This is a genomic window from Streptomyces racemochromogenes, from assembly GCF_044129415.1.
GTDB classification, from domain to species: Bacteria; Actinomycetota; Actinomycetes; order Streptomycetales; family Streptomycetaceae; genus Streptomyces; species Streptomyces racemochromogenes_A.
In genome coordinates this window covers 21,538-42,846 of record NZ_JBBDHD010000061.1, presented here as the reverse complement: position 1 = coordinate 42,846, position 21,309 = coordinate 21,538, and the positions used below count along the sequence as shown (strand labels likewise).

Annotated in this window: 23 protein-coding genes; 6 read left to right on the top strand and 17 right to left on the bottom strand. The window is 71.9% G+C overall.

Going from position 1 to position 21,309, the window contains the following annotated elements; all coding sequences use genetic code 11:
• Positions 1-176 precede the first annotated feature (176 nt).
• The 3 genes from WDV06_RS22220 to WDV06_RS22210 form a co-directional block, all read right to left on the bottom strand.
• Complete coding sequence (locus WDV06_RS22220; RefSeq protein WP_395511512.1) at positions 177-650, bottom strand: hypothetical protein; 474 nt, start codon at positions 648-650, stop codon at positions 177-179.
• 299 nt (positions 651-949) lie between these two features.
• Positions 950-1,930, bottom strand: a complete 981-nt coding sequence (dapD, locus tag WDV06_RS22215) for a 2,3,4,5-tetrahydropyridine-2,6-dicarboxylate N-succinyltransferase (protein WP_395511511.1) — start codon at positions 1,928-1,930, stop codon at positions 950-952.
• Between the two features lie 9 nt (positions 1,931-1,939).
• Positions 1,940-3,352 carry an MFS transporter gene (locus WDV06_RS22210; protein WP_395511517.1) on the bottom strand — a complete coding sequence of 471 codons (1,413 nt, stop codon included), beginning with the start codon at positions 3,350-3,352 and terminating at the stop codon, positions 1,940-1,942.
• A 96-nt stretch (positions 3,353-3,448) separates the two neighbouring features.
• Here WDV06_RS22210 and WDV06_RS22205 point away from each other — a divergent pair, with 96 nt between their 5' ends.
• On the top strand, positions 3,449-4,324 hold the full coding sequence (locus WDV06_RS22205) for a winged helix-turn-helix transcriptional regulator (protein ID WP_395511510.1): 876 nt from the start codon (positions 3,449-3,451) through the stop codon (positions 4,322-4,324).
• Between the two features lie 81 nt (positions 4,325-4,405).
• On the opposite strand, the gene WDV06_RS22200 is transcribed toward WDV06_RS22205, so the two are convergent.
• Positions 4,406-4,945 carry a TetR/AcrR family transcriptional regulator gene (locus tag WDV06_RS22200; RefSeq protein WP_395511509.1) on the bottom strand — a complete coding sequence of 180 codons (540 nt, stop codon included), beginning with the start codon at positions 4,943-4,945 and terminating at the stop codon, positions 4,406-4,408.
• A complete protein-coding gene (locus WDV06_RS22195) occupies positions 4,945-5,268 on the bottom strand; it encodes a DMT family transporter (RefSeq protein WP_395511508.1) in 324 nt (107 codons plus the stop codon). The genes WDV06_RS22200 and WDV06_RS22195 overlap by 1 nt, the downstream gene beginning before the upstream one ends.
• A gap of 107 nt (positions 5,269-5,375) precedes the next feature.
• On the opposite strand from WDV06_RS22195, the gene WDV06_RS22190 reads away from it, so the two are divergent.
• A complete protein-coding gene (locus tag WDV06_RS22190; protein ID WP_395511507.1) occupies positions 5,376-6,221 on the top strand; it encodes a hypothetical protein in 846 nt (281 codons plus the stop codon).
• A 7-nt stretch (positions 6,222-6,228) separates the two neighbouring features.
• Here WDV06_RS22190 and WDV06_RS22185 read toward each other — a convergent pair whose 3' ends face one another.
• The 9 genes from WDV06_RS22185 to WDV06_RS22145 all read right to left on the bottom strand — a co-directional run bounded on the left by WDV06_RS22185 (position 6,229) and on the right by WDV06_RS22145 (position 14,327).
• Positions 6,229-7,536 (bottom strand): hypothetical protein, encoded by a 1,308-nt coding sequence (locus WDV06_RS22185; RefSeq protein WP_395511516.1) that lies wholly within the window; start codon positions 7,534-7,536, stop codon positions 6,229-6,231.
• A 227-nt stretch (positions 7,537-7,763) separates the two neighbouring features.
• A complete protein-coding gene (locus WDV06_RS22180; protein WP_007263433.1) occupies positions 7,764-8,108 on the bottom strand; it encodes a metal-sulfur cluster assembly factor in 345 nt (114 codons plus the stop codon).
• Positions 8,105-8,566 carry a Fe-S cluster assembly sulfur transfer protein SufU gene (gene sufU / locus WDV06_RS22175; RefSeq protein WP_100863872.1) on the bottom strand — a complete coding sequence of 154 codons (462 nt, stop codon included), beginning with the start codon at positions 8,564-8,566 and terminating at the stop codon, positions 8,105-8,107. Before sufU ends, WDV06_RS22180 begins: the two co-directional genes overlap by 4 nt.
• A gap of 25 nt (positions 8,567-8,591) precedes the next feature.
• Positions 8,592-9,848, bottom strand: coding sequence for a cysteine desulfurase (locus WDV06_RS22170; protein ID WP_395511506.1), 1,257 nt, complete (start codon positions 9,846-9,848; stop codon positions 8,592-8,594).
• Positions 9,845-10,609 (bottom strand): Fe-S cluster assembly ATPase SufC, encoded by a 765-nt coding sequence (gene sufC / locus WDV06_RS22165; RefSeq protein WP_030846240.1) that lies wholly within the window; start codon positions 10,607-10,609, stop codon positions 9,845-9,847. Before sufC ends, WDV06_RS22170 begins: the two co-directional genes overlap by 4 nt.
• 7 nt (positions 10,610-10,616) lie before the next feature.
• Positions 10,617-10,934 carry a bifunctional 3-phenylpropionate/cinnamic acid dioxygenase ferredoxin subunit gene (locus WDV06_RS22160; protein WP_042820167.1) on the bottom strand — a complete coding sequence of 106 codons (318 nt, stop codon included), beginning with the start codon at positions 10,932-10,934 and terminating at the stop codon, positions 10,617-10,619.
• Complete coding sequence (sufD, locus tag WDV06_RS22155; protein ID WP_395511505.1) at positions 10,934-12,112, bottom strand: Fe-S cluster assembly protein SufD; 1,179 nt, start codon at positions 12,110-12,112, stop codon at positions 10,934-10,936. The genes WDV06_RS22160 and sufD overlap by 1 nt, the downstream gene beginning before the upstream one ends.
• Before the next feature lie 65 nt (positions 12,113-12,177).
• Complete coding sequence (sufB, locus tag WDV06_RS22150) at positions 12,178-13,593, bottom strand: Fe-S cluster assembly protein SufB (RefSeq protein ID WP_045950296.1); 1,416 nt, start codon at positions 13,591-13,593, stop codon at positions 12,178-12,180.
• Positions 13,590-14,327 carry a helix-turn-helix transcriptional regulator gene (locus tag WDV06_RS22145; RefSeq protein ID WP_395511504.1) on the bottom strand — a complete coding sequence of 246 codons (738 nt, stop codon included), beginning with the start codon at positions 14,325-14,327 and terminating at the stop codon, positions 13,590-13,592. The genes sufB and WDV06_RS22145 overlap by 4 nt, the downstream gene beginning before the upstream one ends.
• A 227-nt stretch (positions 14,328-14,554) precedes the next feature.
• On the opposite strand from WDV06_RS22145, the gene WDV06_RS22140 reads away from it, so the two are divergent.
• The 4 genes from WDV06_RS22140 to WDV06_RS22125 all read left to right on the top strand — a co-directional run bounded on the left by WDV06_RS22140 (position 14,555) and on the right by WDV06_RS22125 (position 18,554).
• Positions 14,555-15,481, top strand: coding sequence for an ABC transporter ATP-binding protein (locus WDV06_RS22140; RefSeq protein ID WP_395511503.1), 927 nt, complete (start codon positions 14,555-14,557; stop codon positions 15,479-15,481).
• Positions 15,478-16,260 (top strand): ABC transporter permease, encoded by a 783-nt coding sequence (locus WDV06_RS22135; RefSeq protein ID WP_395511502.1) that lies wholly within the window; start codon positions 15,478-15,480, stop codon positions 16,258-16,260. Before WDV06_RS22140 ends, WDV06_RS22135 begins: the two co-directional genes overlap by 4 nt.
• 163 nt (positions 16,261-16,423) lie before the next feature.
• Complete coding sequence (locus tag WDV06_RS22130) at positions 16,424-17,560, top strand: hypothetical protein (protein ID WP_395511501.1); 1,137 nt, start codon at positions 16,424-16,426, stop codon at positions 17,558-17,560.
• A gap of 4 nt (positions 17,561-17,564) precedes the next feature.
• Complete coding sequence (locus tag WDV06_RS22125) at positions 17,565-18,554, top strand: COX15/CtaA family protein (protein ID WP_395511500.1); 990 nt, start codon at positions 17,565-17,567, stop codon at positions 18,552-18,554.
• A gap of 11 nt (positions 18,555-18,565) precedes the next feature.
• Here WDV06_RS22125 and WDV06_RS22120 read toward each other — a convergent pair whose 3' ends face one another.
• The 3 genes from WDV06_RS22120 to WDV06_RS22110 all read right to left on the bottom strand — a co-directional run bounded on the left by WDV06_RS22120 (position 18,566) and on the right by WDV06_RS22110 (position 21,108).
• Positions 18,566-19,681 (bottom strand): amidohydrolase family protein, encoded by a 1,116-nt coding sequence (locus WDV06_RS22120; RefSeq protein WP_395511499.1) that lies wholly within the window; start codon positions 19,679-19,681, stop codon positions 18,566-18,568.
• A 95-nt stretch (positions 19,682-19,776) separates the two neighbouring features.
• Positions 19,777-20,136 carry a hypothetical protein gene (locus WDV06_RS22115; RefSeq protein ID WP_395511498.1) on the bottom strand — a complete coding sequence of 120 codons (360 nt, stop codon included), beginning with the start codon at positions 20,134-20,136 and terminating at the stop codon, positions 19,777-19,779.
• Between the two features lie 24 nt (positions 20,137-20,160).
• Positions 20,161-21,108: a heme o synthase gene (locus WDV06_RS22110; RefSeq protein ID WP_395511515.1), complete on the bottom strand. Its 948-nt coding sequence runs from the start codon at positions 21,106-21,108 to the stop codon at positions 20,161-20,163.
• Positions 21,109-21,309 lie beyond the last annotated feature (201 nt).

Here is a 21,309-nt window from a genome sequence, read left to right as displayed (position 1 = left end):
GCCTGGAGGGCGACGATCCCGACGGTGCCCAGGGCGAGCATGGTCGTCGCCAGGGTGGTGTACGGGTGCGCGCCCGCTCCACATACGTGTGGGTCGACGGCAGACGGGATGGGAGCTGGCGCACTTTCCTGGCAACTGCCGGTTAGGGCAGCCCCTTCACCGTCGCCCCACACGTATTAGAAAGTGGTACCCAGCATATCTCGCGCGGTGTCGATAAAAGCGTCTCGCACATTGATCCGACCATCGTGATCATCTCGGGACATATTCGAGTCACAATGCTCAGGACTTCTGTTGCTGGACCCATTGGACTCAACCACAGCCACCAGATTCGCAATGCTCTGACTTTCGAAGGCCATGATCCGCGCAGCCCGGGTAGCAACGTCGAGCGGACCTTCCAGCTCCGCCAGATGAAGCTTTTCCTGGAGGAGATTCACCTCTCTGACTATTTCAGCGTAGCGCCCGGACGAATCAAACTCGACGCATGGGGTTTCCTCCCAGGCGCCCCTCATTGCCCGTTCCACGACTGAGTGCTGGTTCAGTACAGCGACATAGGCACTACGCCTCAGCTCGCGAATAGAGGCCGCCCGCTCCTCGCTCACTTGCGCACGCTGGAGTAGCGCTTGAGACTTCAACTGCTGCTTACCCGTCAAGAACGCCAAAGTACCCGTAACACCGCTAGCGAGAAGGGTGGAGGTAGCAGTGATGAGAGCAACCCAAGTCGTATCTGTCACACAGTCATTTTCGCGGAAACAGAGATGCTCCGTGCCCCAAGCGAGGTCCCTGGCAGGTTGCAGTCTTCACACCAACCCACATCCCAGAGCGCCCTCCCGGGCCGTGTTGGGGCCGTGGGAGGGCGCTCGTTGGTGACCAACGTTGACAACCGGTGGCGGCTCAGCCGCTGGTCAGGGCGTTGGTCGGTTGCTCAGCCGCTAGTGGGAGCGGCCGGGCGTCAGTTGTGGCTGTGCAGGACCTCGTTGAGGCCGCCCCAGTTCGCCTTGTACGGGCGGGCCTCGACGGCGCCGGTGACCGAGTTGCGGCGGAAGAGGATGTTGTCGGCGCCGGAGAGCTCCAGGGCCTTGACGATCTGGCCGTCCGGCAGGGTCACGCGGGTGCCGGCGGTGACGTAGAGGCCGGCCTCGACGACGCACTCGTCGCCGAGCGCGATGCCGATGCCCGCCTCGGCGCCGATCAGGGTGCGCTCGCCGATCGAGATGATCTGCTTGCCGCCGCCCGACAGGGTGCCCATCGTGGAGGCGCCGCCGCCGATGTCGGAGCCGTCGCCGACGACGACGCCCGCCGAGATGCGGCCCTCGACCATGGAGGTGCCCAGGGTGCCGGCGTTGAAGTTGACGAAGCCCTCGTGCATCACGGTGGTGCCCTCGGCGAGGTGCGCGCCGAGGCGGACCCGGTCCGCGTCGGCGATGCGCACGCCCTTGGGGGTGACGTAGTCGGTCATGCGGGGGAACTTGTCGATCGAGGTGACCTGGAGGTGCAGGCCCTCCGCGCGGGCGTTCAGCCGGACGGTCTCGACCTGGTCCACGGCGACCGGCCCCAGCGAGGTCCAGGCGACGTTGGCGAGGAGGCCGAAGACGCCGTCCAGGTTCTGGCCGTGCGGCTTGACCAGGCGGTGGCTGAGCAGGTGCAGGCGCAGGTACGCGTCGTGCGCGTCCAGCGGCTTGTCCTCCAGGGAGGCGATCACGGTGCGGACGGCTACGACCTCGACACCGCGGACCGCGTCCGAGCGGATCGCCTTGGCCGCGGCGGCGCCGAGGAGCTCCACGGCCTGCTCGGCGGTGAGGCGCTCGGTGCCGGCCGGGCCGGGCTCGGCGGAGAGCTCGGGGGCGGGGAACCAGGTGTCGAGGACGGTGCCGTCGGCGGCGAGGGTGGCAAGTCCGGCGGCGACGGCGCCGGTGGTACGCGTAGCAGTCATGCCCGAAACCTAACCGGCGACGGGCCGCGGCCGCGAACCGGTCTCATGTGCCGGGCGCGCCTCGGGCCGGCCGCTCCCCGCCCCGGGAGCCCCGGAATCCGCACCGGACACCGCCCCGGCCGCGTCGGGGCCGCTCGCCGGGGCCCGTCCGGGAACGCGTCCCGTACCGGGATCGGGGCCCCGTTCCGCGACGGGCCCCGTGGCCCCTTCCCGGCCGGCTCCTTCGGCGGAGGCGGCCCCTGCCGCACGGCCCTGCCGCCGCGACAGGCTGATCAGCACCGCCCCGGCCCCGGTGGCCAGCGCCGCGCACAGCGGCCACAGCAGCCAGGGCGCCGCCGCGTACAGGGCGCCGCCGGCGGGCGGGGCGAGAACGGTCCCGCTGACCGAGACCCCGGCGTACAGGCTCTGGAACCGCCCGACGGCGTGTGCGGGGGCCTGGTCGGCGACGTACGCGGTGGCGGTGGTCTTGTAGAGGATCTCGCCGAGGCTGAGCAGCACCATCATGGCGACGGCGGTGGCCGCGCCGGCGCCGAGCAGCAGCGCCGCGTACCCGGCGCCGACCAGCACCAGGCCGGTACCGGTGACGGCCAGCGGCGGCCGCGAGCGCAGGGCGACGGCGGCGGGCAGCTCCAGCAGCAGGATGACGGCCCCGTTGAGGGCGATCACCAGGCCGAAGGCGCGCACGTCGAGGCCGTGGTCGGCGAGGAAGACCGGGAAGGTGGAGTACTGCTGTCGGTAGACCGCGTCCGCGACGAGGATCGCGCCGAGCAGGACCAGGACGGCGGGCCGCGCCCGCAGTTCTGCCCACACCCCGCCGCGGCCCAGACCCCCGTCCGGGGCCGCGGCGGGGGTGCGCGAGGCACCGCGCGCAGGGACGACGCGGGCGGTCCAGACGGCGAAGAACAGGGTGCCGAGGCCGTCCGCGAGGAAGAGCCAGTCGTACGACAGCCCGGCCGCGACCAGGGCCCCGAGCGGCGGGCCGAGGGTGAAGCCGCCGTTGGACACGCACCGGACGACGGCGAAGGCCTGCCGGCGGGCGCCCTCGGGGACGGTGACGGCGACCAGTGCGGAGTTGGCCGCCCGCACCACCCCGTTCGCGTACTGGGCCAGCGGCAGCACGGCGTACAGCAGCGGCGTCGCCAGCAGCGGCAGGGTCGCCAGGGTCAGCCCGCCGAGCGCGGAGGCGGCGAGCAGGACCCGGCGGTGGCCGTAGCGGTCGCCGTACCAGCCCCCGGTGAAGTTCCCGGCGACCAGGCCGATGCCCCCGATGCCGGTGACCACGCCCGCCTGGGCGGCACCGAGGCCGCGCGGGCCGGTCAGGTAGAGGAAGACGAAGACGAAGGTGAAGCTGACGAGGGCGTTGACGAACACCCCCGCAGCCAGCAGCCACACAACCCGCGGTACGTCCTTGAACCCCTGCAGCACACCCGTGTCCCCCTCGCCCGTCCCGAGTAAGTTCCTTTTGGGAACGGACTATGTCAGCATGACAGCCTTGGGTCAACGGACAAAGGAGTTCCCATGGCCCAGCGCACGCACCTCGGCGACGCGGACTGCTCCATCGCCCAGGCCCTCGACGTGGTGGGCGACTGGTGGACGCTGCTGATCGTGCGCGACACCGCGCGGGGGCTGTACCGCTTCGAGGAGCTCCAGCGGGAGCTGGGGGTGTCGCGGAAGGTGCTCGCCGAGCGGCTGAAGCTGCTGGTCGAGGCCGGGGTGCTGACGCGCGAGCCGTACCAGGAGCGCCCGGTGCGGCACGAGTACCGGCTGACCCCGCGCGGGCGGGGGCTGCTGCCGGTCCTGGTGGCCCTCCAGGACTGGGGCGACACCTGGGTCCTGGGAGACGGAGAGATGACCGCGACGACCGAGGAGTCCTCGAAGGAGGCCGCACGGGTCCACGCGCTGCGCGGCACCCGGCTGCCCGAGCTGCTGCTGCCGGACCGTTTCGGCGAGCTCCGCGACCCGGTGGCGGACACCCCGTTCACCGTCCTGTACTGCTTCCCCGGGGCCTACGCCCGCGCCGAGTCCTACCCGCCCGGATGGGGCGGCATCCCGGGGGCGAGGGGCTGCACGCTGGAGTCGTGCACCTTCCGCGACCAGCTCGCGGAGTTCACCGCGGCCGGCGCCACCGTGCACGGGGTCTCGACGCAGCGGCCGGACGAACAGCGGGAGTTCGCGGAGCACGAGCGGCTGCGGTTCCCGCTCCTGTCGGACGCGGACCTCGACCTGGTCACGGCCCTGCGGCTGCCGACGTTCCGCGCGGCCGGGGTGAGCCGGATCAAGCGGCTGACGCTGGTGCTGGACCGGGAGCGGACGGTGCGCGAGGTCTTCTACCCGGTGCGGGACATCGAGGCGAGCGTGGCCGCGGCGCTGGCGGCGGTGCGGGCGGCGGGATAGCGGGGCCCTCCGGGTGGAGGGCGCCGGGGGTCCGGGTGCCGCTGCGCGGGGCCCTCGCCGCCCCGCACGGCGGTACCCCGGCTACGCGGACCGCAGGACCCGGCCGAGGACGTCGCGGGCGTACGGCTCCTCGTACGGGGCTCCCGTCAGCAGGACCTGGAGGCCGATGCCGTCCATCACCGCCACCAGCGCCCGCGCCGTGACCGGGTCGGCGTGGTCCGCCAGGGCCTCGACGACGGCCTCGCACCACTCGGCCGCGACCGGCCGCAGCGCGGGCCGGCGCAGGGCCGCGAGGTAGAGCTCGTATTCCAGTTCCGCCCGGCCGCGGTCGGCCCCCAGCAGCTCCCCCAGCAGCCGGGCCAGCGCCCCCGCCAGGTCCTCGCCCGGGCGCAGCACCAGCGCGGGCGCGTACGCCTCGTTCGCCTGCCGCAGGGCCGCCACCAGCAGGTCGTCCAGGGTCTTGAAGTGGTACGTCGTCGAGCCCAGCGGGACGTCCGCCTCCGCCGCCACGCTGCGGTGGCTCAGGCCGGCGATCCCCTTGGCCCCGACCACCCGGATCGCGGCGTCGATGATCCGCTGCCTGCGCTCCGGGTCGTACCGGCGCACCGGGGCGGCGGCCATCAGTGGGTCGCCCCGCCCAGGTTGAGCAGGACCACCCCGCCGATGACCAGCGCGATCCCGGCGATCTTCGCCGCGGTGGCGGCCTCGCCCATGAACACCATGCCGATCGCGGCGATGGCGGCGGTGCCGACCCCGGCCCAGATCGCGTACGCCGTGCCCACCGACATCGACTTGAGGGTCTGGGCGAGCAGGGTGAAGGCGATGACGTAGCCCAGCAGGGTGCCGAGCGAGGGCCACAGCCGGGTGAATCCCTCGCTGTACTTCATCGCGGTGGTCCCCGCGACCTCGGCGGCTATGGCCATGGCAAGCAGTACGTACGGCATGCGTACGACTGTACGCATCGATGCGTACACATGTACACACGCAGACCCCGGGACACCGGCGCGCATCGGAGCTACGGTGTCCCCACTCAGGGGACAGGGGGCCGCTCATGGCGATGCAGCACGGTACCCACCGCAGCGGCGGCCGGCTGCCCCTGCAGCGGCCCGGGCCCGGGGTGGTGCCCCTGCGCCCGCTGGGCACCTCGGACATCGTCGGCGGGGCCCTCGCCGCCCTGCGTCGTTACGGCGGCCCGCTGTGCGGCGCGCTGCTGCTGGGCCAGCTGATGGCCGGGCTGCTGGTCACCGCGGCGGCCGGCGCGGCCACGCTGGCCTCGCTCAGCCCGAGGTCGGGCAGCCGGGTCTTCGTCTGGACCCTGTTCCCGGCGGCGGCCCTGTTCCTGCTGTTCACCTGCGCCCTGGCCACCGCCCTGATCGCGGCCCTGCTGCGCCCGGCGGTGCTCGGCCGGGCCGTGACCGCACCGGGGCTGCTGCTCGCCGCGCTGCCCCGCACCCCGGCGGTGCTCGGCGCCCAGCTGCTGGCCCTGTCGGCCGCGGCCGGCCCCCTCGCGGTCCTCCTCGCGCTCGGTGCGGCGCCCCTGGCGGTGCTCCCCCTGCTCCCCGTCGCGCTGTGGCTCGGGGTGCTGTCCGCCCTGGCCCCGATCGCCGCCGGGTACGAGGGGCTCGGGCCGGTGGCGGCGCTGCGGCGCTCGGCGCACCTGGTGCGCGGCGCATGGTGGCGGGCCCTGGCCGTGACCGCCCCGGCGGTGGTGTCCACCGGGGCGGCGGCGTACGGGCTGCTGCTGTGGTTCGGGCTGCCGGGGGCCCTGTCGGCGCTGGTCCTGCTGCCCGCGGTCCCGCAGCTGCCGGCCGGACTGCTCTACGTGGACCGCCGGATCCGCCGCGAGCACCTCGCCGAGGCCCTCGCGACGGATCCGCAGTCGGCCGGACCGGCCTGAGCCGGACTCAGTTCAGCGTGAACCAGGCGGCCCGGGACTTCTTGAACTCCGGGTGCGTGAGGTCCTTGGCCTCGATACCGTCCCCGTAGAGGTCCGCGGAGCCGCTGTCGGTGATCAGCTGCACCCGCGCGCCCGGCACCGACAGGTCCGGGACCTCCACGATGGCCTCCCAGCCGCCGGGGTCGCCGGTCGGCAGGTCGGCCCGCTTGACCGGGGCATGCCCCGCGACGCCGTCCCACTGGTAGAGGGCGTAGGGGTCGGAGTTGTCGTCCGCCGCCCAGGACCCGGCCAGGACCAGGTACTGGTCCTGCGCGTTCTTGCGGATGTCGCGGACCGACAGCCCGCCGAGGTCCAGCTCGATCGCGGAACCGAACCTCGCCGACGCCCCGCCGGAGAGCACCTCGTCGAAGTTGGTGACCGGCACGAGCAGTGCCCTGCCGCCCGGGACGGCCGGGGCGAGGGGGGCGCGGAAGCCCACGTAGGCGGTGGTGGTGGAGCCGGGGGCGAACTCCAGGCCCTCCACGTTGAACCCGTCGATCTGCTTGGGCGCCTGGCCCGCCGCCGTGCCCGCCGCGAAGCCGTACCGGTCGCCGTGCGCCCGGTCCCAGGCGACGAGGTCCTCGCGCAGGTGCGTGTAGGACCGCCCGTACGCGAGCTGCGTGGCCGAGCCGGATCCGCTGATGGTGGTGGTGAACACGGTGTTGCGGGGCGCCTTGTACTCGCCGTCCTTGTTGTTGCCGAGCGAGCCGGTCCAGTAGACGGTGTTGCCGATCCGGGTGGCGCCCTCGATGTCCACCTCCTTGGTGACGCCGAGCCGGGAGCTGAAGTCCCAGGTGCGCACGGGGGCGTCGGAGCGGGAACGGTCGTACAGGCGCAGCACGTTGTTCTCGTCGTCGGCGACCACGGTGTAGCCGCCGCCGACGTCCACGGCCGCGGAGGAGTCCGAGGCGCCGCTGAAGTAGCGGGCGTCGGCCGGGTTCCCGACCGCGGCGGAGGCGGCGTAGGAGAGGGTCTTGCTGGCGGTCTTGCCGCCGAGCCCGGTGACCTTGATCGTCAGGTTGGTGTAGCCGCGGCCGTGCGCGGTGACGGCCAGGCGGCGCACGGCCCCCGAGCCGGTGACCGTGACGTCGCCGGTGCCGGCGACGGAGGCCTTGCTGGAGGCGGAGGCGCTGACGGTCAGCGCGGAGACGTCGGCGCCGCTCTGGCCGACGGTCACGTCGACGGTCTGGTCACCGACGCCGTTGACGGACCCGGACAGGTAGCCGGCGGACAGCGAGATCGTCGGGGTCCCGTAGGTGACCGCGTGCGCGGGCATGACCGTCGCGGCGACGATCACGGCGGCGATCCCCGCCGTGCCCGCGATACCGAGCTGCTTCTTCAAGGTGCGTCCTCTCCCTCACGGGTCACGGCGTCACTCCGTGACGGCCGTCGAGAAGGTTCGGCCACCTCGGCCAACGTCCGGTGCACACCGGTCGTCCGCCGCAAGAACAGGGAGGGCCCCCGGCACGACCGTGCCGGGGGCCCTCCCAGGGACCGCGCGGGTCAGACGTTGAAGCCGAGTGCGCGCAGCTGCTCACGGCCGTCGTCCGTGATCTTGTCCGGACCCCACGGCGGCATCCAGACCCAGTTGATGCGGAGCTCGTTGACGATGCCCTCCGTCGCCGACTTCGCCTGGTCCTCGATGACGTCCGTCAGCGGGCAGGCCGCCGAGGTCAGGGTCATGTCGAGGGTGGCGATGTTCGCGTCGTCGATGTGGATGCCGTAGATCAGGCCCAGGTTGACGACGTCGATGCCCAGCTCGGGGTCGACCACGTCGTAGAGGGCCTCGCGGACCTCCTCCTCGGTGGCCGGCTTGATCGACGCCTCGGGCGTCGCGTTCTCGGTCATGCCGTCTTCCTCTCCGCGTCGCCCAGCACCTGGGCGGTCGCGTCCTTCCACGCCATCCAGCTCAGCAGAGCACACTTCACGCGCGCCGGATACTTGGAGACACCGGCGAACGCGACCGCGTCCTCCAGCACCTCCTCCATCTCCTCGTCGGGCTCGATCTTGCCCTTGGACTGCATCAGCTCCAGGAACACGGCCTGGATCTTCTGCGCCTCGGTCAGCTGCTTGCCGACCAGCAGCTCGTTCAGCACGGACGCGCTGGCCTGGCTGATGGAGCAGCCCTGGCCCTCGTAGGAGACGTCGGTGAGCGTCTCGCCGTCGTACTTCACACGCAGGGTGATCTCGTCGCCGCACGTCGGGTTGACGTGGTGCACCTCGGCGTCACCGTCGCGCAGGCCGCGGCCGTGCGGGTGCTTGTAGTGGTCCAGGATCAGTTCCTGGTACATCGAATCCAGCTTCACAGCGTCCTCGTCCTCGTCGCCTTCGTCAGCCGAAGAAGTTCCGTACGTGCTCCAGCCCGTCGATCAGCGCGTCGACATCGGCGGGAGAGGAGTACAGGTAGAAAGACGCCCGCGTGGTCGCCGGAATTCCGTAGCGCAGGCAGACCGGGCGCGCGCAGTGGTGTCCCACGCGGACCGCGATGCCCTGCTCGTCGAGGACCTGGCCCACGTCGTGCGGGTGGATGTCGCCGAGCACGAAGGAGATCGCGGCGCCGCGGTCCTCGGCCGTGGTGGGGCCGATGATCCGCAGGTCGGGGACCTCCTGGAGGCGCTTGACCGCGTACTCGGTGATCGCGTGCTCGTGCGCGGCGATCTTGTCCATGCCGATCGAGGTCAGGTAGTCCACGGCCGCGCCGAGGCCGACGGCCTGGGCGATCGGGGGCGTGCCCGCCTCGAACTTGTGGGGGGCCGGGGCGTACGTGGACGAGTGCATCGAGACGGTCTCGATCATCTCGCCGCCGCCGAGGAACGGGGGCAGGTCCTCCAGGAGCTCCTGGCGGCCCCACAGGACGCCGATGCCGGTCGGGCCGCACATCTTGTGGCCGGTGAAGGCCACGAAGTCGGCGCCGAGCGCCTGCACGTCCAGCGGCATGTGCGGAGCGGCCTGCGAGGCGTCGATCAGCACCAGCGCGCCGACCTCCTGCGCCCGCCGGACGATCGCCTCGACCGGGTTGACCGTGCCCAGGATGTTGGAGACCAGCGTGAAGGAGACGATCTTCGTCTTCTCCGTGATGACCTCTTCGATGGTGGACAGGTCGAGCCGGCCGTCGTCGGTGAGGCCGAACCACTTCAGCTTCGCGCCCGTGCGCTGCGCGAGCAGCTGCCACGGCACGATGTTGGAGTGGTGCTCCATCTCCGTGATGGCGATCTCGGTCTCGCGGTCGACCCGGTAGGGCTCGTCGGCCCAGCCGAGCATGTTCGCGACCAGGTTGAGCGACTCCGAGGCGTTCTTGGTGAAGATCACCTCGTCGCGGCTCGGCGCGTTGATGAAGGCGGCGACCTTGTCGCGGGCGCCCTCGTACAGCGCCGTGGCCTCCTCGGCGAGCACGTGCACGCCGCGGTGGACGTTGGCGTTGTGCCGCTCGTAGTACTCGTTCAGCGCGTCGAGCACCTGGCGCGGCTTCTGCGAGGTCGCCGCGTTGTCCAGGTAAACGATCTTCTTCCCGTCGTGGACCACACGATCCAGCAGGGGGAAGTCCTTGCGGATCGCCTCGATGTCGAGGAGGCCAGGCAGCTGTGTCACGCGGTCGCGCCACCCTTCACGTACTTGTCGTAGCCCTCGTTCTCCAGCTGGTCGGCGAGCTCGGCGCCGCCGGACTCGGCGATGCGGCCGTTCGCGAACACGTGCACGAAGTCGGGCTTGATGTAGCGCAGGATGCGCGTGTAGTGGGTGATCAGCAGGGTGCCGACCTCACCGGTCTCGCGGACGCGGTTGACGCCCTCGGAGACGATGCGCAGGGCGTCGACGTCGAGGCCGGAGTCGGTCTCGTCGAGGATCGCGATCTTCGGCTTGAGGAGCTCCAGCTGGAGGATCTCGTGGCGCTTCTTCTCACCGCCGGAGAAGCCCTCGTTGACGTTGCGCTCGGCGAAGGCCGGGTCCATCTGGAGCTGCTCCATGGCGGACTTGACCTCCTTCACCCAGGTGCGCAGCTTGGGGGCCTCGCCGCGGATGGCGGTGGCGGAGGTGCGCAGGAAGTTGGAGACCGAGACACCGGGGACCTCGACCGGGTACTGCATGGCGAGGAAGACGCCGGCGCGGGCGCGCTCGTCGACGGACATCTCCAGGACGTCCTCACCGTCGAGGGTCACGGTGCCACCGGTGATGGTGTACTTCGGGTGACCGGCGAGGGAGTACGCCAGGGTGGACTTGCCGGAGCCGTTCGGGCCCATGATGGCGTGCGTCTCACCCTGCTTGACCGTCAGGTCGACACCCTTGAGGATCTCGCGGGCGCCGTTCTCGGCCTCGACGGAGACGTGCAGGTCGTGGATTTCAAGCGTTGCCATGGGTACCTCAGGACTCCTGGGTGAGGGAGACGAGCACGTCGTCCCCTTCGATCTTGACGGGGTAAACGGGGACGGGGCGCGTCGCGGGCAGACCGGAGGGCTTGCCGGTGCGCAGGTCGAAGGCCGACCCGTGCAGCCAGCACTCGATCATGCAGTCCTCGACCTCACCCTCCGAGAGCGAGACGTTCGCGTGCGAGCAGATGTCGTTGATCGCGAACACCTCCCCCTCGGTGGAGACGATGGACACCGGCGTGCCGTCGAGTTCCACCCGCTTGGGGGTGTTCTCCTCCAGCTCGCTCAGCGCGCAGGCCTTGACGTACGTCATCAGACGGCCGCCGCCAGCTCGGCCTCGATCTTCGCGATCAGGCGCTCCTCGATGTCCGCGACACCGATCTGCTGGACGAGCTCGGCGAAGAAGCCGCGCACGACCAGGCGGCGGGCCTCGTCGGCCGGGATGCCGCGGGCCTGGAGGTAGAAGAGCTGCTCGTCGTCGAAGCGGCCGGTGGCCGAGGCGTGGCCGGCGCCGACGATCTCGCCCGTCTCGATCTCCAGGTTCGGCACCGAGTCGACGCGCGCGCCGTCCGTCAGGACGAGGTTGCGGTTCATCTCGTAGGTGTCGGTGCCCTCGGCGGACTTCTCGATGAGGACGTCGCCGATCCAGACCGCGTGGGCGTCCTGGCCCTGGAGCGCGCCCTTGTAGACCACGTTGGACTTGCAGTGCGGGGCGTCGTGCGTGACCAGGAGGCGGTGCTCCTGGTGCTGGCCGGCGTCCGTGAAGTACAGGCCGAGCATCTCGGCCTCGCCGCCGGGGCCCGCGTAGGTGACGCGCGGGTGCAGGCGGACGAGGTCGCCGCCGAAGGTCACGACGACGGACTTGAAGCTCGCGTCGCGGCCGATGAGGGCGTTGTGCTGCGAGGTGTGGACCGCGGTGTCGTCCCAGTCCTGGACGGACACGAAGGTCACCTTGGCGCCGTCGCCGACGAGGATGTCGACGTTGGCGGCGCGCACGCCGTCGCCGGTGTGGTCGATCACGATGATCGCCTCGGCGAAGGGCTTGATGTCGAAGACGGTGTGCCCGAAGGTCGTGCCGCCCTCACCGTGCAGGGCGACCCGGATGGGCTCGGCGAGCACGGTCTCCTTGGGCACGGTGACGACCGTGGCCTTGGCGAACGAGGAGAAGGCCTGGGCCGCGACGCGGTCGACGGGGGTGCCGGCCTTGCCGATCCGCTCGTCGTCGCGCTCGACGGACTCGACCGTCACGCCCTCGGGGGCGTCGATCTGGGCCTTCATGGTTCCGTTGGCGACCGCGGTGCCGTCGTGCAGGCCCTTGAGGCGGGCGAGCGGGGTGAACCGCCACTCCTCCTCGCGGCCGTGCGGGACCGGGAAGTCGGCCACGTCGAAGGACGGGGGCGCGCTCATCCGGGTGGCGACGGTGGACTCGGCGGCCACCGCGATCGCGCCGGCGGTGGTGGAGCCCGCCGGAATGTTCTGAGCCTCAGCCATGGCTGTCGTTCTGCTCTCTTCCTACGTCAAAGAATGTGCTGCGGAGGGGACGGGGCGGCCGGTGCTTAACCGACCGAACCCTCCATCTGCAGCTCGATCAGCCGGTTCAGCTCCAGCGCGTACTCCATCGGCAGCTCCTTGGCGATCGGCTCGACGAAGCCTCGGACGATCATCGCCATGGCCTCGAACTCGGTGAGGCCGCGCTGCATGAGGTAGAAGAGCTGGTCGTCGGAGACCTTGGAGACGGTGGCCTCGTGGCCCATCGTCACGTCGTCCTCGCGGACGTCGACGTAGGGGTAGGTGTCCGAGCGGGAGATGGTGTCGACCAGGAGCGCGTCGCACAGCACGTTGGACTTGGAGCCCGAGGCGCCCTCGCCGATCTCGACCAGGCCGCGGTAGGAGGTGCGGCCGCCGCCCCGCGCCACCGACTTGGAGACGATGTTCGAGGAGGTGTTCGGCGCCATGTGGACCATCTTGGAGCCGGCGTCCTGGTGCTGGCCCTCGCCCGCGAAGGCGATGGACAGGGTCTCGCCCTTGGCGTGCTCGCCCATCAGGTAGACGGCCGGGTACTTCATGGTGACCTTGGAACCGATGTTGCCGTCGATCCACTCCATGGTCGCGCCCTCGTACGCCACGGCGCGCTTGGTGACCAGGTTGTAGACGTTGTTCGACCAGTTCTGGATGGTCGTGTAGCGGCAGCGGCCGCCCTTCTTGACGATGATCTCCACGACGGCGCTGTGCAGCGAGTCCGAGGAGTAGATCGGGGCGGTACAGCCCTCGACGTAGTGGACGTAGGCGTCCTCGTCGACGATGATCAGCGTCCGCTCGAACTGGCCCATGTTCTCCGTGTTGATGCGGAAGTAGGCCTGGAGCGGGATGTCCACGTGGACACCCTTGGGGACGTAGATGAAGGAGCCGCCCGACCACACGGCGGTGTTCAGCGAGGCGAACTTGTTGTCGCCGACCGGGATGACCGTGCCGAAGTACTCCTGGAAGAGCTCCGGGTGCTCCTTGAGCGCGGTGTCCGTGTCGAGGAAGATCACGCCCTGCTGCTCCAGGTCCTCGCGGATCTGGTGGTAGACGACCTCGGACTCGTACTGGGCCGCGACACCGGCGACGAGGCGCTGCTTCTCCGCCTCCGGGATGCCGAGCTTGTCGTACGTGTTCTTGATGTCCTCCGGCAGGTCCTCCCAGGACTCGGCCTGCTTCTCGGTGGACCGCACGAAGTACTTGATGTTGTCGAAGTCGATGCCCGAGAGGTCGGACCCCCACTTCGGCATGGGCTTCTTGTCGAACAGCTTGAGGCCCTTGAGGCGGAGGTTCAGCATCCACTCCGGCTCGGACTTCTTCGCCGAGATGTCGCGGACGACGTCCTCGGACAGACCCCGCTTGGCGGCGGCGCCGGCCGCGTCGGAGTCGGCCCAGCCGTACTCGTAGTTGCCCAGACCCTCCAGCTCAGGGTGAGCAGTCTCCGTGGTCATGCGGGGTTCCTCCCGGCCGTGCTTGCAGATGCTGATGTGTCGTGCTGTGCCCCGCTTCGCGGGATGAACGTGGTGCACACCCCGTCGCCGTGGGCGATCGTGGCGAGGCGCTGCACGTGCGTCCCGAGCAGGCGGGAGAAGACCTCGGTCTCCGCCTCGCAGAGCTGCGGGAACTGCTCGGCGACGTGTGCGACCGGGCAGTGGTGCTGACAGAGCTGTTCACCGCTGTGCGGACCGGGAGCGCTCTTCGCCGTAGCAGCGTACCCGTCCGCGGTCAACGCCTTCGCGAGGGCCTCGGTGCGGTCCGCCGGTGCGGCCGCCTCGACGGCTTCCCGGTAGGACTCCGCCTGTGAGGCCATCCTCGCCCGGGCGAAGTCGGCGACGGCCGCCTCGCCCTTCTCCCCGCCGCCCACGGACTGCGCGATCCAGCGCAGGGCGTCCGCGGCGAGCTTGTCGTAGGACTGGTCGAAGGCGTCGCGCCCGCAGTCGGTCAGCGCGAACACCTTGGCGGGCCGGCCCCGGGTGCGCGCGCCGTACACACGCTGCTCACGGGGTGCGACCACGTCGTCGGCGACGAGCGTGTCGAGGTGGCGGCGGACGGCGGCCTGGGTGAGGCCGAGACGCTGCGCGAGGTCGGCGACGGTGGAGGGACCGTGGTCCAGGATGGACCTCGCGACCCGGTTGCGGGTTGACCGCTCCCCGGTCGCGAGCTCCCCCTGGGGGGCCTCGCTCATCCGTTCGCCGTATTTCACAACGCCATTGTTGCGTAATTACCGGAGCCCCGACAAGCCGTGACGGACGCCACTACTGGTGTCCTCCATCACTAAGGGTTACCTAATCTCTCCACGGAGAGTGAGCGGAGAGCCCCGGCCACCCCGCCCTGGCCAGCGGCGATGCCCGGTACGGGGGAACCTTCCCCCGGCGCCCGTGGGCGCCCTTACCGCTCCGTAGACTCACCCGCATGAGCAACGACCCCGCCGTGGAGATCCGCGGACTGGTGAAACGGTACGGATCGAAGACGGCCGTCGACGGCCTCGACCTCACCGTCCCCCGGGGCGCGGTGACCGCCGTGCTCGGCCCCAACGGCGCGGGCAAGACCACCACGATCGAGACCTGCGAGGGCTACCGCCGCCCCGACGCCGGCACCGTCCGCGTCCTGGGCCTGGACCCGGTCGCCGAGGCGGAGGCCCTGCGCCCGCGGATCGGCGTGATGCTCCAGTCCGGCGGGGTCTACTCCGGTGCCCGCGCCGTCGAGATGCTGCGCCACATGGCGAAGCTGTACGCCGACCCGCTGGACGTCGGCTCCCTGGTCGAGCGCCTCGGCCTCGGCGGCTGCGGCCGCACCCCCTACCGCCGCCTCTCCGGGGGCCAGCAGCAGCGGCTCTCCCTGGCCATGGCCGTCGTCGGCCGCCCCGAGCTGGTCTTCCTGGACGAGCCCACCGCGGGCCTCGACCCGCAGGCCCGCCGCGCGACCTGGGACCTCGTACGGGAGCTGCGCGCCGACGGGGTCTGCGTCGTCCTCACCACCCACCACATGGACGAGGCCGAGCAGCTCGCCGACGAGGTGGCCATCGTGGACGCCGGCCGGGTCATCGCCCACGGCAGCCCCGAGCAGCTGTGCCGCGGCGGCGCCGAGAACACCCTGCGCTTCTCCGGCCGCCCCTCCCTCGACCTCGCCTCCCTCCTCAAGGCCCTGCCCGATGGCACCCAGGCCGCCGAGCTCACCCCGGGCTCCTACCGGGTGACCGGCGACGTGGACCCGCAGCTGCTCGCCACCGTCACCTCCTGGTGCGCCCAGCACGGGGTGATGCCCAGCAGCCTCACGGTGGAGCGGCACACCCTCGAAGACGTCTTCCTCGAACTGACCGGTAAGGAGCTGCGCGCATGAGCGCCGGTACGTTCACCCCCCGGCCGGGGGCCGCGCCGGTCACCCGGATGATCTGGGCGCAGACCGCGCTGGAGACCCGGATGCTGCTGCGCAACGGGGAGCAACTGCTGCTCACCGTGATCATCCCGGCGCTGCTGCTGACCCTGTTCTCCACCGTCGACATCATCACCGTGCCCCTTCAGCCCGGGGGTGCGGAGAAGTCCGTGGACTTCCTTGCGCCGGGCGTGCTCGCGCTCGCCGTGATGTCCACCGCCTTCACCGGGCAGGCCATCGCCACCGGCTTCGACCGCCGCTACGGCGTCCTCAAGCGGCTCGGGGCCTCGCCGCTGCCGCGCTGGGCTCTGATGGCCTCCAAGACGCTGTCGGTGCTGGTCACCGAGGTGCTCCAGGTCGCCCTGCTGACAGTGATCGCCCTCGCGCTGGGGTGGTCCCCGCACGGGAACCCGCTCTCGGTCGCCGCGCTCCTCCTGCTGGGCACCGCCGCCTTCTCGGGGCTCGGCCTGCTGATGGCGGGCACCCTCAAGGCCGAGGTGACGCTGGCCGCCGCCAACCTGGTGTTCCTGCTGCTCCTGGTCGGCGGCGGGGTGATCGTGCCGCTGGAGAAGTTCCCCGGGGCCGTGCGGGACGTCCTGGGGCTGCTGCCCGTCTCGGCCCTGTCCGACGGGCTGCGCGCGGTGCTCCAGCACGGGGCCGCGCTGCCGTGGGGGGACGCCGCCGTGCTGGCCGGCTGGGCGGTGCTGGGGCTCGGCGCGGCGGCCAAGTGGTTCCGCTGGGAGTAGTCGACGCCGCTTCCCCCGCCCCCGGTTCCACTCGGAAGGGGTGACACGTCTCTCCGCCCGCGGCTCCTGCGGCGGGAGTGAATCCCCTCGCCCGGTCGTTGGTCCGGCGGGAGGCCGACCACCTCCACGGACAGCGGATCGGCGACGCCGGGGGACGACAGGCATGGGGCAGCGAGAGGCCGTACTGCGGCTGGACGGGCAGTGGGAGCGGATCCGGTCGGGGGCCGCGCAGGCCGGTCCCGGCGAGGCCGACCGGCTGCTCGGCGAGCTGATCGGGGCGCTGCGCGAGCCCGCCCGGACCGACCCGGAGTGCGCGGCCCGGCTGGGGCTGCGCCTCGGCGACCTCGCCGCCCGCCGGTTCGCCGCCGGGGACCGGGCGGGGGCCCTGGCCGCCATCGAGGAGGGTCTGCGCCACGCCCGTTCGGCCGCCGGGCACGCGCCGGAGTACGCCCGGTGGTACGCCCGGGGCCTGATCAACCAGGGGGTCTGGCTGGCCTGGCCGCTGAGCGACGCGGCCCGCCTGCCCCGGCACCCGCTCGGCGAGGGCGCCGAGGAGGGCCCGAGCGCCATGGAGCGGGCGGCCGGTGAACGGGCCCGCGACCTGACCCGGGCCGCCGTCGCCGTCTGGGCCGGGCTCGACCAGGACGACCCCGTCAACCGGCGCGGGCTCGCCCAGGCCAAGGTGTTCCTCGGGGACCGCCTCGCGGAGCTGGGCTTCGCCGCCGACGCCGTGGCCTGGGCGGTGGACGCCGAGGGCGGGTTCCGCCGGCTGCTGCTGGCCGCCCCCGCACCCGAGGAGGCCCAGGAGGCGGAGGAGGCCCTGGACCACATCGGCCGCCAGCTGGAGCTGCGGCTGCGCTACCTGTCGTTCGACTCCCTGGCCGGGCTGCGCGCGGAGGGGATGCTGCCCGAGCGGCTGCTGCCGCAGGCGGTGGTGGCCGCGCGGATCCAGGGTGTGCCCGAGGAGACGGTCGCCGCCCGGCTGGGGCTGGACGCCGAGCAGGTCGCCACCATGCTGGAGGTCACCCCCTGGCGGGCGGTGTGGCGGGTCGAGGTGCGCGGCGCCGACGGGCTGTGGGCGGTGCAGCCCGCCCCGTGGCGGGGCTCCGCGGAGGTGCGGCAGCGGACCGCCGAGGAGGTGGGGGCGGAGGTCGTGCGGGGGTTCATGGCGTCCCCGCAGTACCCGGGCGACACCGCGCTGTGGCGGGTCCGGGTGTGGTGGCACGAGGAGGGCGACCCGGCGGGGGCCAGGTTCCGCCTGGTCGTCGGGCCGGACGCACGCGCACCCACCCCCTCGTGAAAGTTTGCACAAAGCGGCGCATACGATAGGGGCCGTGTTGAACCCATTCGCATCCCTCGCCGACCGCTGGACCCCGTCGTCCCGGATCGTCCAGCGCGCCGCGTCCGTCGCGCTCCTGATGAGCGTGGTCATCGTCGTCACCGGCGGAGCGGTGCGGCTGACCGGTTCCGGCCTCGGCTGCGACACCTGGCCCAAGTGCACGGACGACAGCCTGATCGTCACCGAGGCGCAGGGCTTCCACGGCGCGATCGAGTTCGGCAACCGCATGCTCACGTACGTGCTCTGCGCGGCCGTCGGCGGCGTGATCCTCGCGGCCCGCTCCGCCAAGCCGTGGCGGCGCTCGCTGACGAGGCTCGGCTGGACCCAGTTCGCCCTCGTCATGGGCAACGCCGTCCTCGGCGGCATCACCGTGCTGACGGGCCTGAACCCGTACAGCGTCGCCGGACACTTCCTGCTGGCCACCAGCCTGCTGGCGGTCACCACGATCACCTGGCAGCGCACCCGCGAGGGTGACGGGGCCCCCCGGCCCCGGGTCCCGGGTCCGGTGCGCAAGCTGTCCTGGGCGCTGATCGCCACCACCCTGGTGCTGATCGCCGCGGGCACCGTGGTGACCGGCTCCGGGCCGCACGCGGGCGACAAGAGCGAGATCAAGCGGATGCCCTTCGACTGGGCGGCCACCGCCCACGTGCACGCGATCGCCGCCTGGCTGGTGTGCGCGCTCGGCGTGGCGATGTGGCTGGTGCTGCGGGTGGTCGACGCCCCCGCCGACACCCGGGCCCGCGCCCGCGACCTGCTGGTCGTGCTGCTCGCCCAGGGCGCCATCGGCTACGTGCAGTTCTTCACCTCGCTGCCCGAGGTGCTCGTCGCCGCCCACATGCTCGGCTCATGCCTGGTGTGGATCACCGTGCTGCGCCTGGCCCTGAGCCTGCGCGAGCGCTCCGACGCGGCGGTCGAGGCCGCGTCGACCGAGGACGCGCGGCTCTCCGCGGTCTGACGGGCCCGCCCTCAGCCCCGTTCGTCCAGCCGGTAGACGCGGCGGGCGTTGCCCGCCGCGAGCATCCCCGCGACCCGGTCCGCGTCCCGCCGGGACCAGGCCCCGTCGGCGACCCAGCCACCGAGCACCCGGCCCAGCGCCTCGCGGAACGCCAGGGCGCCGACCGCGTGCAGTTCGGGCAGGCCGCGGCCGCCGCTGGAGAACATCAGCTTCCCGAACGGCGCGAGCTCCAGCAGCTCGGCCAGGACCCCGGCGGCCCGCGCCCCCGTCCGCGCCAGGGCAGGCCCCAGATCGGCGTGGACGTGCGGGTACGCCGCCGCGAACCGCGCCGTGTCCCGGTGGTGCGGATAGCCCCCGAGCAGGACGAGCCGCGCCCGCGGGCCCGCCGTGGCCCGGACGAACCCGGCCAGCGGCCCGGGTCCCGCCCCGCCGGTGTGCAGCTGGAGCGGCAGCCCGGACGCCACCGCGCTCCACAGCAGGTGCCGCAGGAGGACGGGGTCCGGCGGCATCCCTCCCCCGGCCCGTACCGCCCCTCCCCCGGTCCGCGCGGCCAGCCACCGCCCGGCCGCCCCGCGCACCTCGCCGGGCCCGGGCGGCTCCGGCGCGCCGGCCAGGGCGGCGGCGTACCCGGCGTGGGCCCCGCAGCCGAAGGCGACCGCTCCGGCGGCGGCGTGGTGGACGGCTCCGGCGAGGCCGGCGAGGAAGGCGGAGACGGTGCCGGCGGCGTCGGCGGCCCCTTCGGCGAGGGTTTCCAGCCGGACCACCTCGAAGGCCTCCGCGTCGCCGGCGAGGGCCAGGTCCTTGGGTCCGGTGAGGTCTCCTGGGGCTCCCGTGTCCACGAGGTAGGCGCCCACCCCGGAGCCCCGCAGCAGCCGCCGCGCGCTCTCGGCGGCCCCCAGCTCGCGCCGCCGGGCCAGGTAGCGGGCGGGCGCACAGTGCGGTTCCAGGCCGAGCAGGGGCGGGCACCAGCGGCGCACGGCGAAGCCGGCCTGGGTGTCGAAGAAGGTGGTACCGGCCGCGGGCGGGCCGGCGCAGTGGACCAGCCTGGCCTCGAAGGTGGCGAGCCCCAGCTCGGTACGGAGCACCCCGTGGCAGTGCTGGTCCACCAGGGGCGGCGTTTCGATCATCCGGTCATCCCGTTGCGGACGTGGGGAAGCGGCTTCCACACGTCCTAACGGGTGAGCGGGGGATGAAGTATTGCCCCGGTCGTTGACCGGGTGGTTCAGGCGGCGGGGTTGGCCGGGCCGCCCACCTGGATTCCGGCCATGCGGGTCCACTCGTACGGGCCCGTCTTCACGCGCGCGGCGAGCTCTCCGTCGAAGTCCTCGTGGAGGGTCAGCCCCGCCTGCTCGGCGGCGAGCTGCGCCACGGCGTACGTGGGGGCGACCAGGTCGCCCCAGCCGCCGTCGGTTCCCACGAGGACGATCCGGGTGCCGGCCTGCCCGATGTGCGCGAGCTGGCCCTCGGCGCCGCCGTGCTGCTTGGCGAACGCGCCGATCTGCCGGGCCAGCTTCGCCGCCGTACGGCTGTGCTTCCTGTCCGCGGCCTCTGCGGTCTGTGCGGTGTCTGCGGTCTCTGCCATGGACGGCATGCTACCGGCGAGTAATCAACGGAGGAAGGGATCCACGGCCACGGCCACGAAGAGCAGCGACACGTAGGTGATCGACCAGTGGAACAGCCGCATCTCCTTGAGCTTCGCGCCCGTGATGCCGGCCTTGGCCCGGGCGCTGAGCGCGTGCGCCTCCCACAGCCACCAGCCGCCCGCCAGCAGCGCGACGGAGGTGTAGAACCAGCCGGTGTACCCCAGCGGGGTCAGCAGCAGCGAGACGGCGACCATCACCCAGCTGTAGAGGACGATCTGGCGCGCCACGGCCTTGTTGCCCGCCACGACCGGCAGCATCGGCACGCCGACCCGCGCGTAGTCGTCCTTGACCTTCATGGACAGCGGCCAGTAGTGCGGCGGAGTCCAGAAGAAGATGACGAGGAAGAGGATGACGGCGGCCCAGGAGACCTCGTTGCGCACCGCCGACCAGCCGATGAGCACCGGCATGCAGCCGGCGATCCCGCCCCAGACGATGTTCTGCGCGGTGCGCCGCTTCAGCAGCATCGTGTAGACGACCACGTAGAAGAGGAGCGCGCCGAGGGCGAGGGCGGCCGACAGCCAGTTGACGAGCAGGCCGAAGAACAGGGTGGAGACGACCCCGAGCGTGATGCCGAAGGCCAGGCACTCGCGCGGGCTCACCATGCCGGTCACCAGCGGACGCTGCGACGTGCGGTCCATCAGGGCGTCGATGTCCCGGTCGATGTACATGTTGAGCGCGTTGGCGCCGCCCGCCGACAGGTAGCCGCCGAAGCAGGTGGCGAGCACCAGCCACAGCGACGGCACGCCCTGCTCGGCGAGGAACATCACCGGCACTGTGGTGATCAGCAGAAGTTCGATGATCCGCGGCTTGGTCAAAGCCACGAAAGCCATGACCCGGGCCCCGAACGGCCGGTGACCGGGGCTCGTCCCGAGTACCCCCGCTGGACGGGATTCGACGGCCGTCACGCACACCCCTGAGAGAGAATCCAGCAAGCTTCCGAAGCGATGCCTCCAGTAAATGAAGGCTCGGTAAAGGCTTGCGCGTACCACGCCACTGTAGACGTAGCTCTTGCCCCGCCCTGCGCGGGGGTCGCCTCGTGTTGAGCCGATCGGACCGACGGCAAGATCATCGATGGTCGTTCCCAGGTGAACGGCGGACACCGGGAAGGCGAC

Coding starts and splice junctions, on each gene's coding strand:
- dapD (WP_395511511.1), bottom strand. CDS start 1,930: ATGACTGCTACGCGTACCACCGGCGCCGTCGCCGCCGGACTTGCCACC.
- WDV06_RS22205 (WP_395511510.1), top strand. CDS start 3,449: ATGGCCCAGCGCACGCACCTCGGCGACGCGGACTGCTCCATCGCCCAG.
- WDV06_RS22200 (WP_395511509.1), bottom strand. CDS start 4,945: ATGGCCGCCGCCCCGGTGCGCCGGTACGACCCGGAGCGCAGGCAGCGG.
- WDV06_RS22195 (WP_395511508.1), bottom strand. CDS start 5,268: ATGCCGTACGTACTGCTTGCCATGGCCATAGCCGCCGAGGTCGCGGGG.
- WDV06_RS22190 (WP_395511507.1), top strand. CDS start 5,376: ATGGCGATGCAGCACGGTACCCACCGCAGCGGCGGCCGGCTGCCCCTG.
- WDV06_RS22185 (WP_395511516.1), bottom strand. CDS start 7,536: ATGCCCGCGCACGCGGTCACCTACGGGACCCCGACGATCTCGCTGTCC.
- WDV06_RS22180 (WP_007263433.1), bottom strand. CDS start 8,108: ATGACCGAGAACGCGACGCCCGAGGCGTCGATCAAGCCGGCCACCGAG.
- sufC (WP_030846240.1), bottom strand. CDS start 10,609: ATGGCAACGCTTGAAATCCACGACCTGCACGTCTCCGTCGAGGCCGAG.
- WDV06_RS22160 (WP_042820167.1), bottom strand. CDS start 10,934: ATGACGTACGTCAAGGCCTGCGCGCTGAGCGAGCTGGAGGAGAACACC.
- sufD (WP_395511505.1), bottom strand. CDS start 12,112: ATGGCTGAGGCTCAGAACATTCCGGCGGGCTCCACCACCGCCGGCGCG.
- sufB (WP_045950296.1), bottom strand. CDS start 13,593: ATGACCACGGAGACTGCTCACCCTGAGCTGGAGGGTCTGGGCAACTAC.
- WDV06_RS22145 (WP_395511504.1), bottom strand. CDS start 14,327: ATGAGCGAGGCCCCCCAGGGGGAGCTCGCGACCGGGGAGCGGTCAACC.
- WDV06_RS22140 (WP_395511503.1), top strand. CDS start 14,555: ATGAGCAACGACCCCGCCGTGGAGATCCGCGGACTGGTGAAACGGTAC.
- WDV06_RS22135 (WP_395511502.1), top strand. CDS start 15,478: ATGAGCGCCGGTACGTTCACCCCCCGGCCGGGGGCCGCGCCGGTCACC.
- WDV06_RS22130 (WP_395511501.1), top strand. CDS start 16,424: ATGGGGCAGCGAGAGGCCGTACTGCGGCTGGACGGGCAGTGGGAGCGG.
- WDV06_RS22120 (WP_395511499.1), bottom strand. CDS start 19,681: ATGATCGAAACGCCGCCCCTGGTGGACCAGCACTGCCACGGGGTGCTC.
- WDV06_RS22115 (WP_395511498.1), bottom strand. CDS start 20,136: ATGGCAGAGACCGCAGACACCGCACAGACCGCAGAGGCCGCGGACAGG.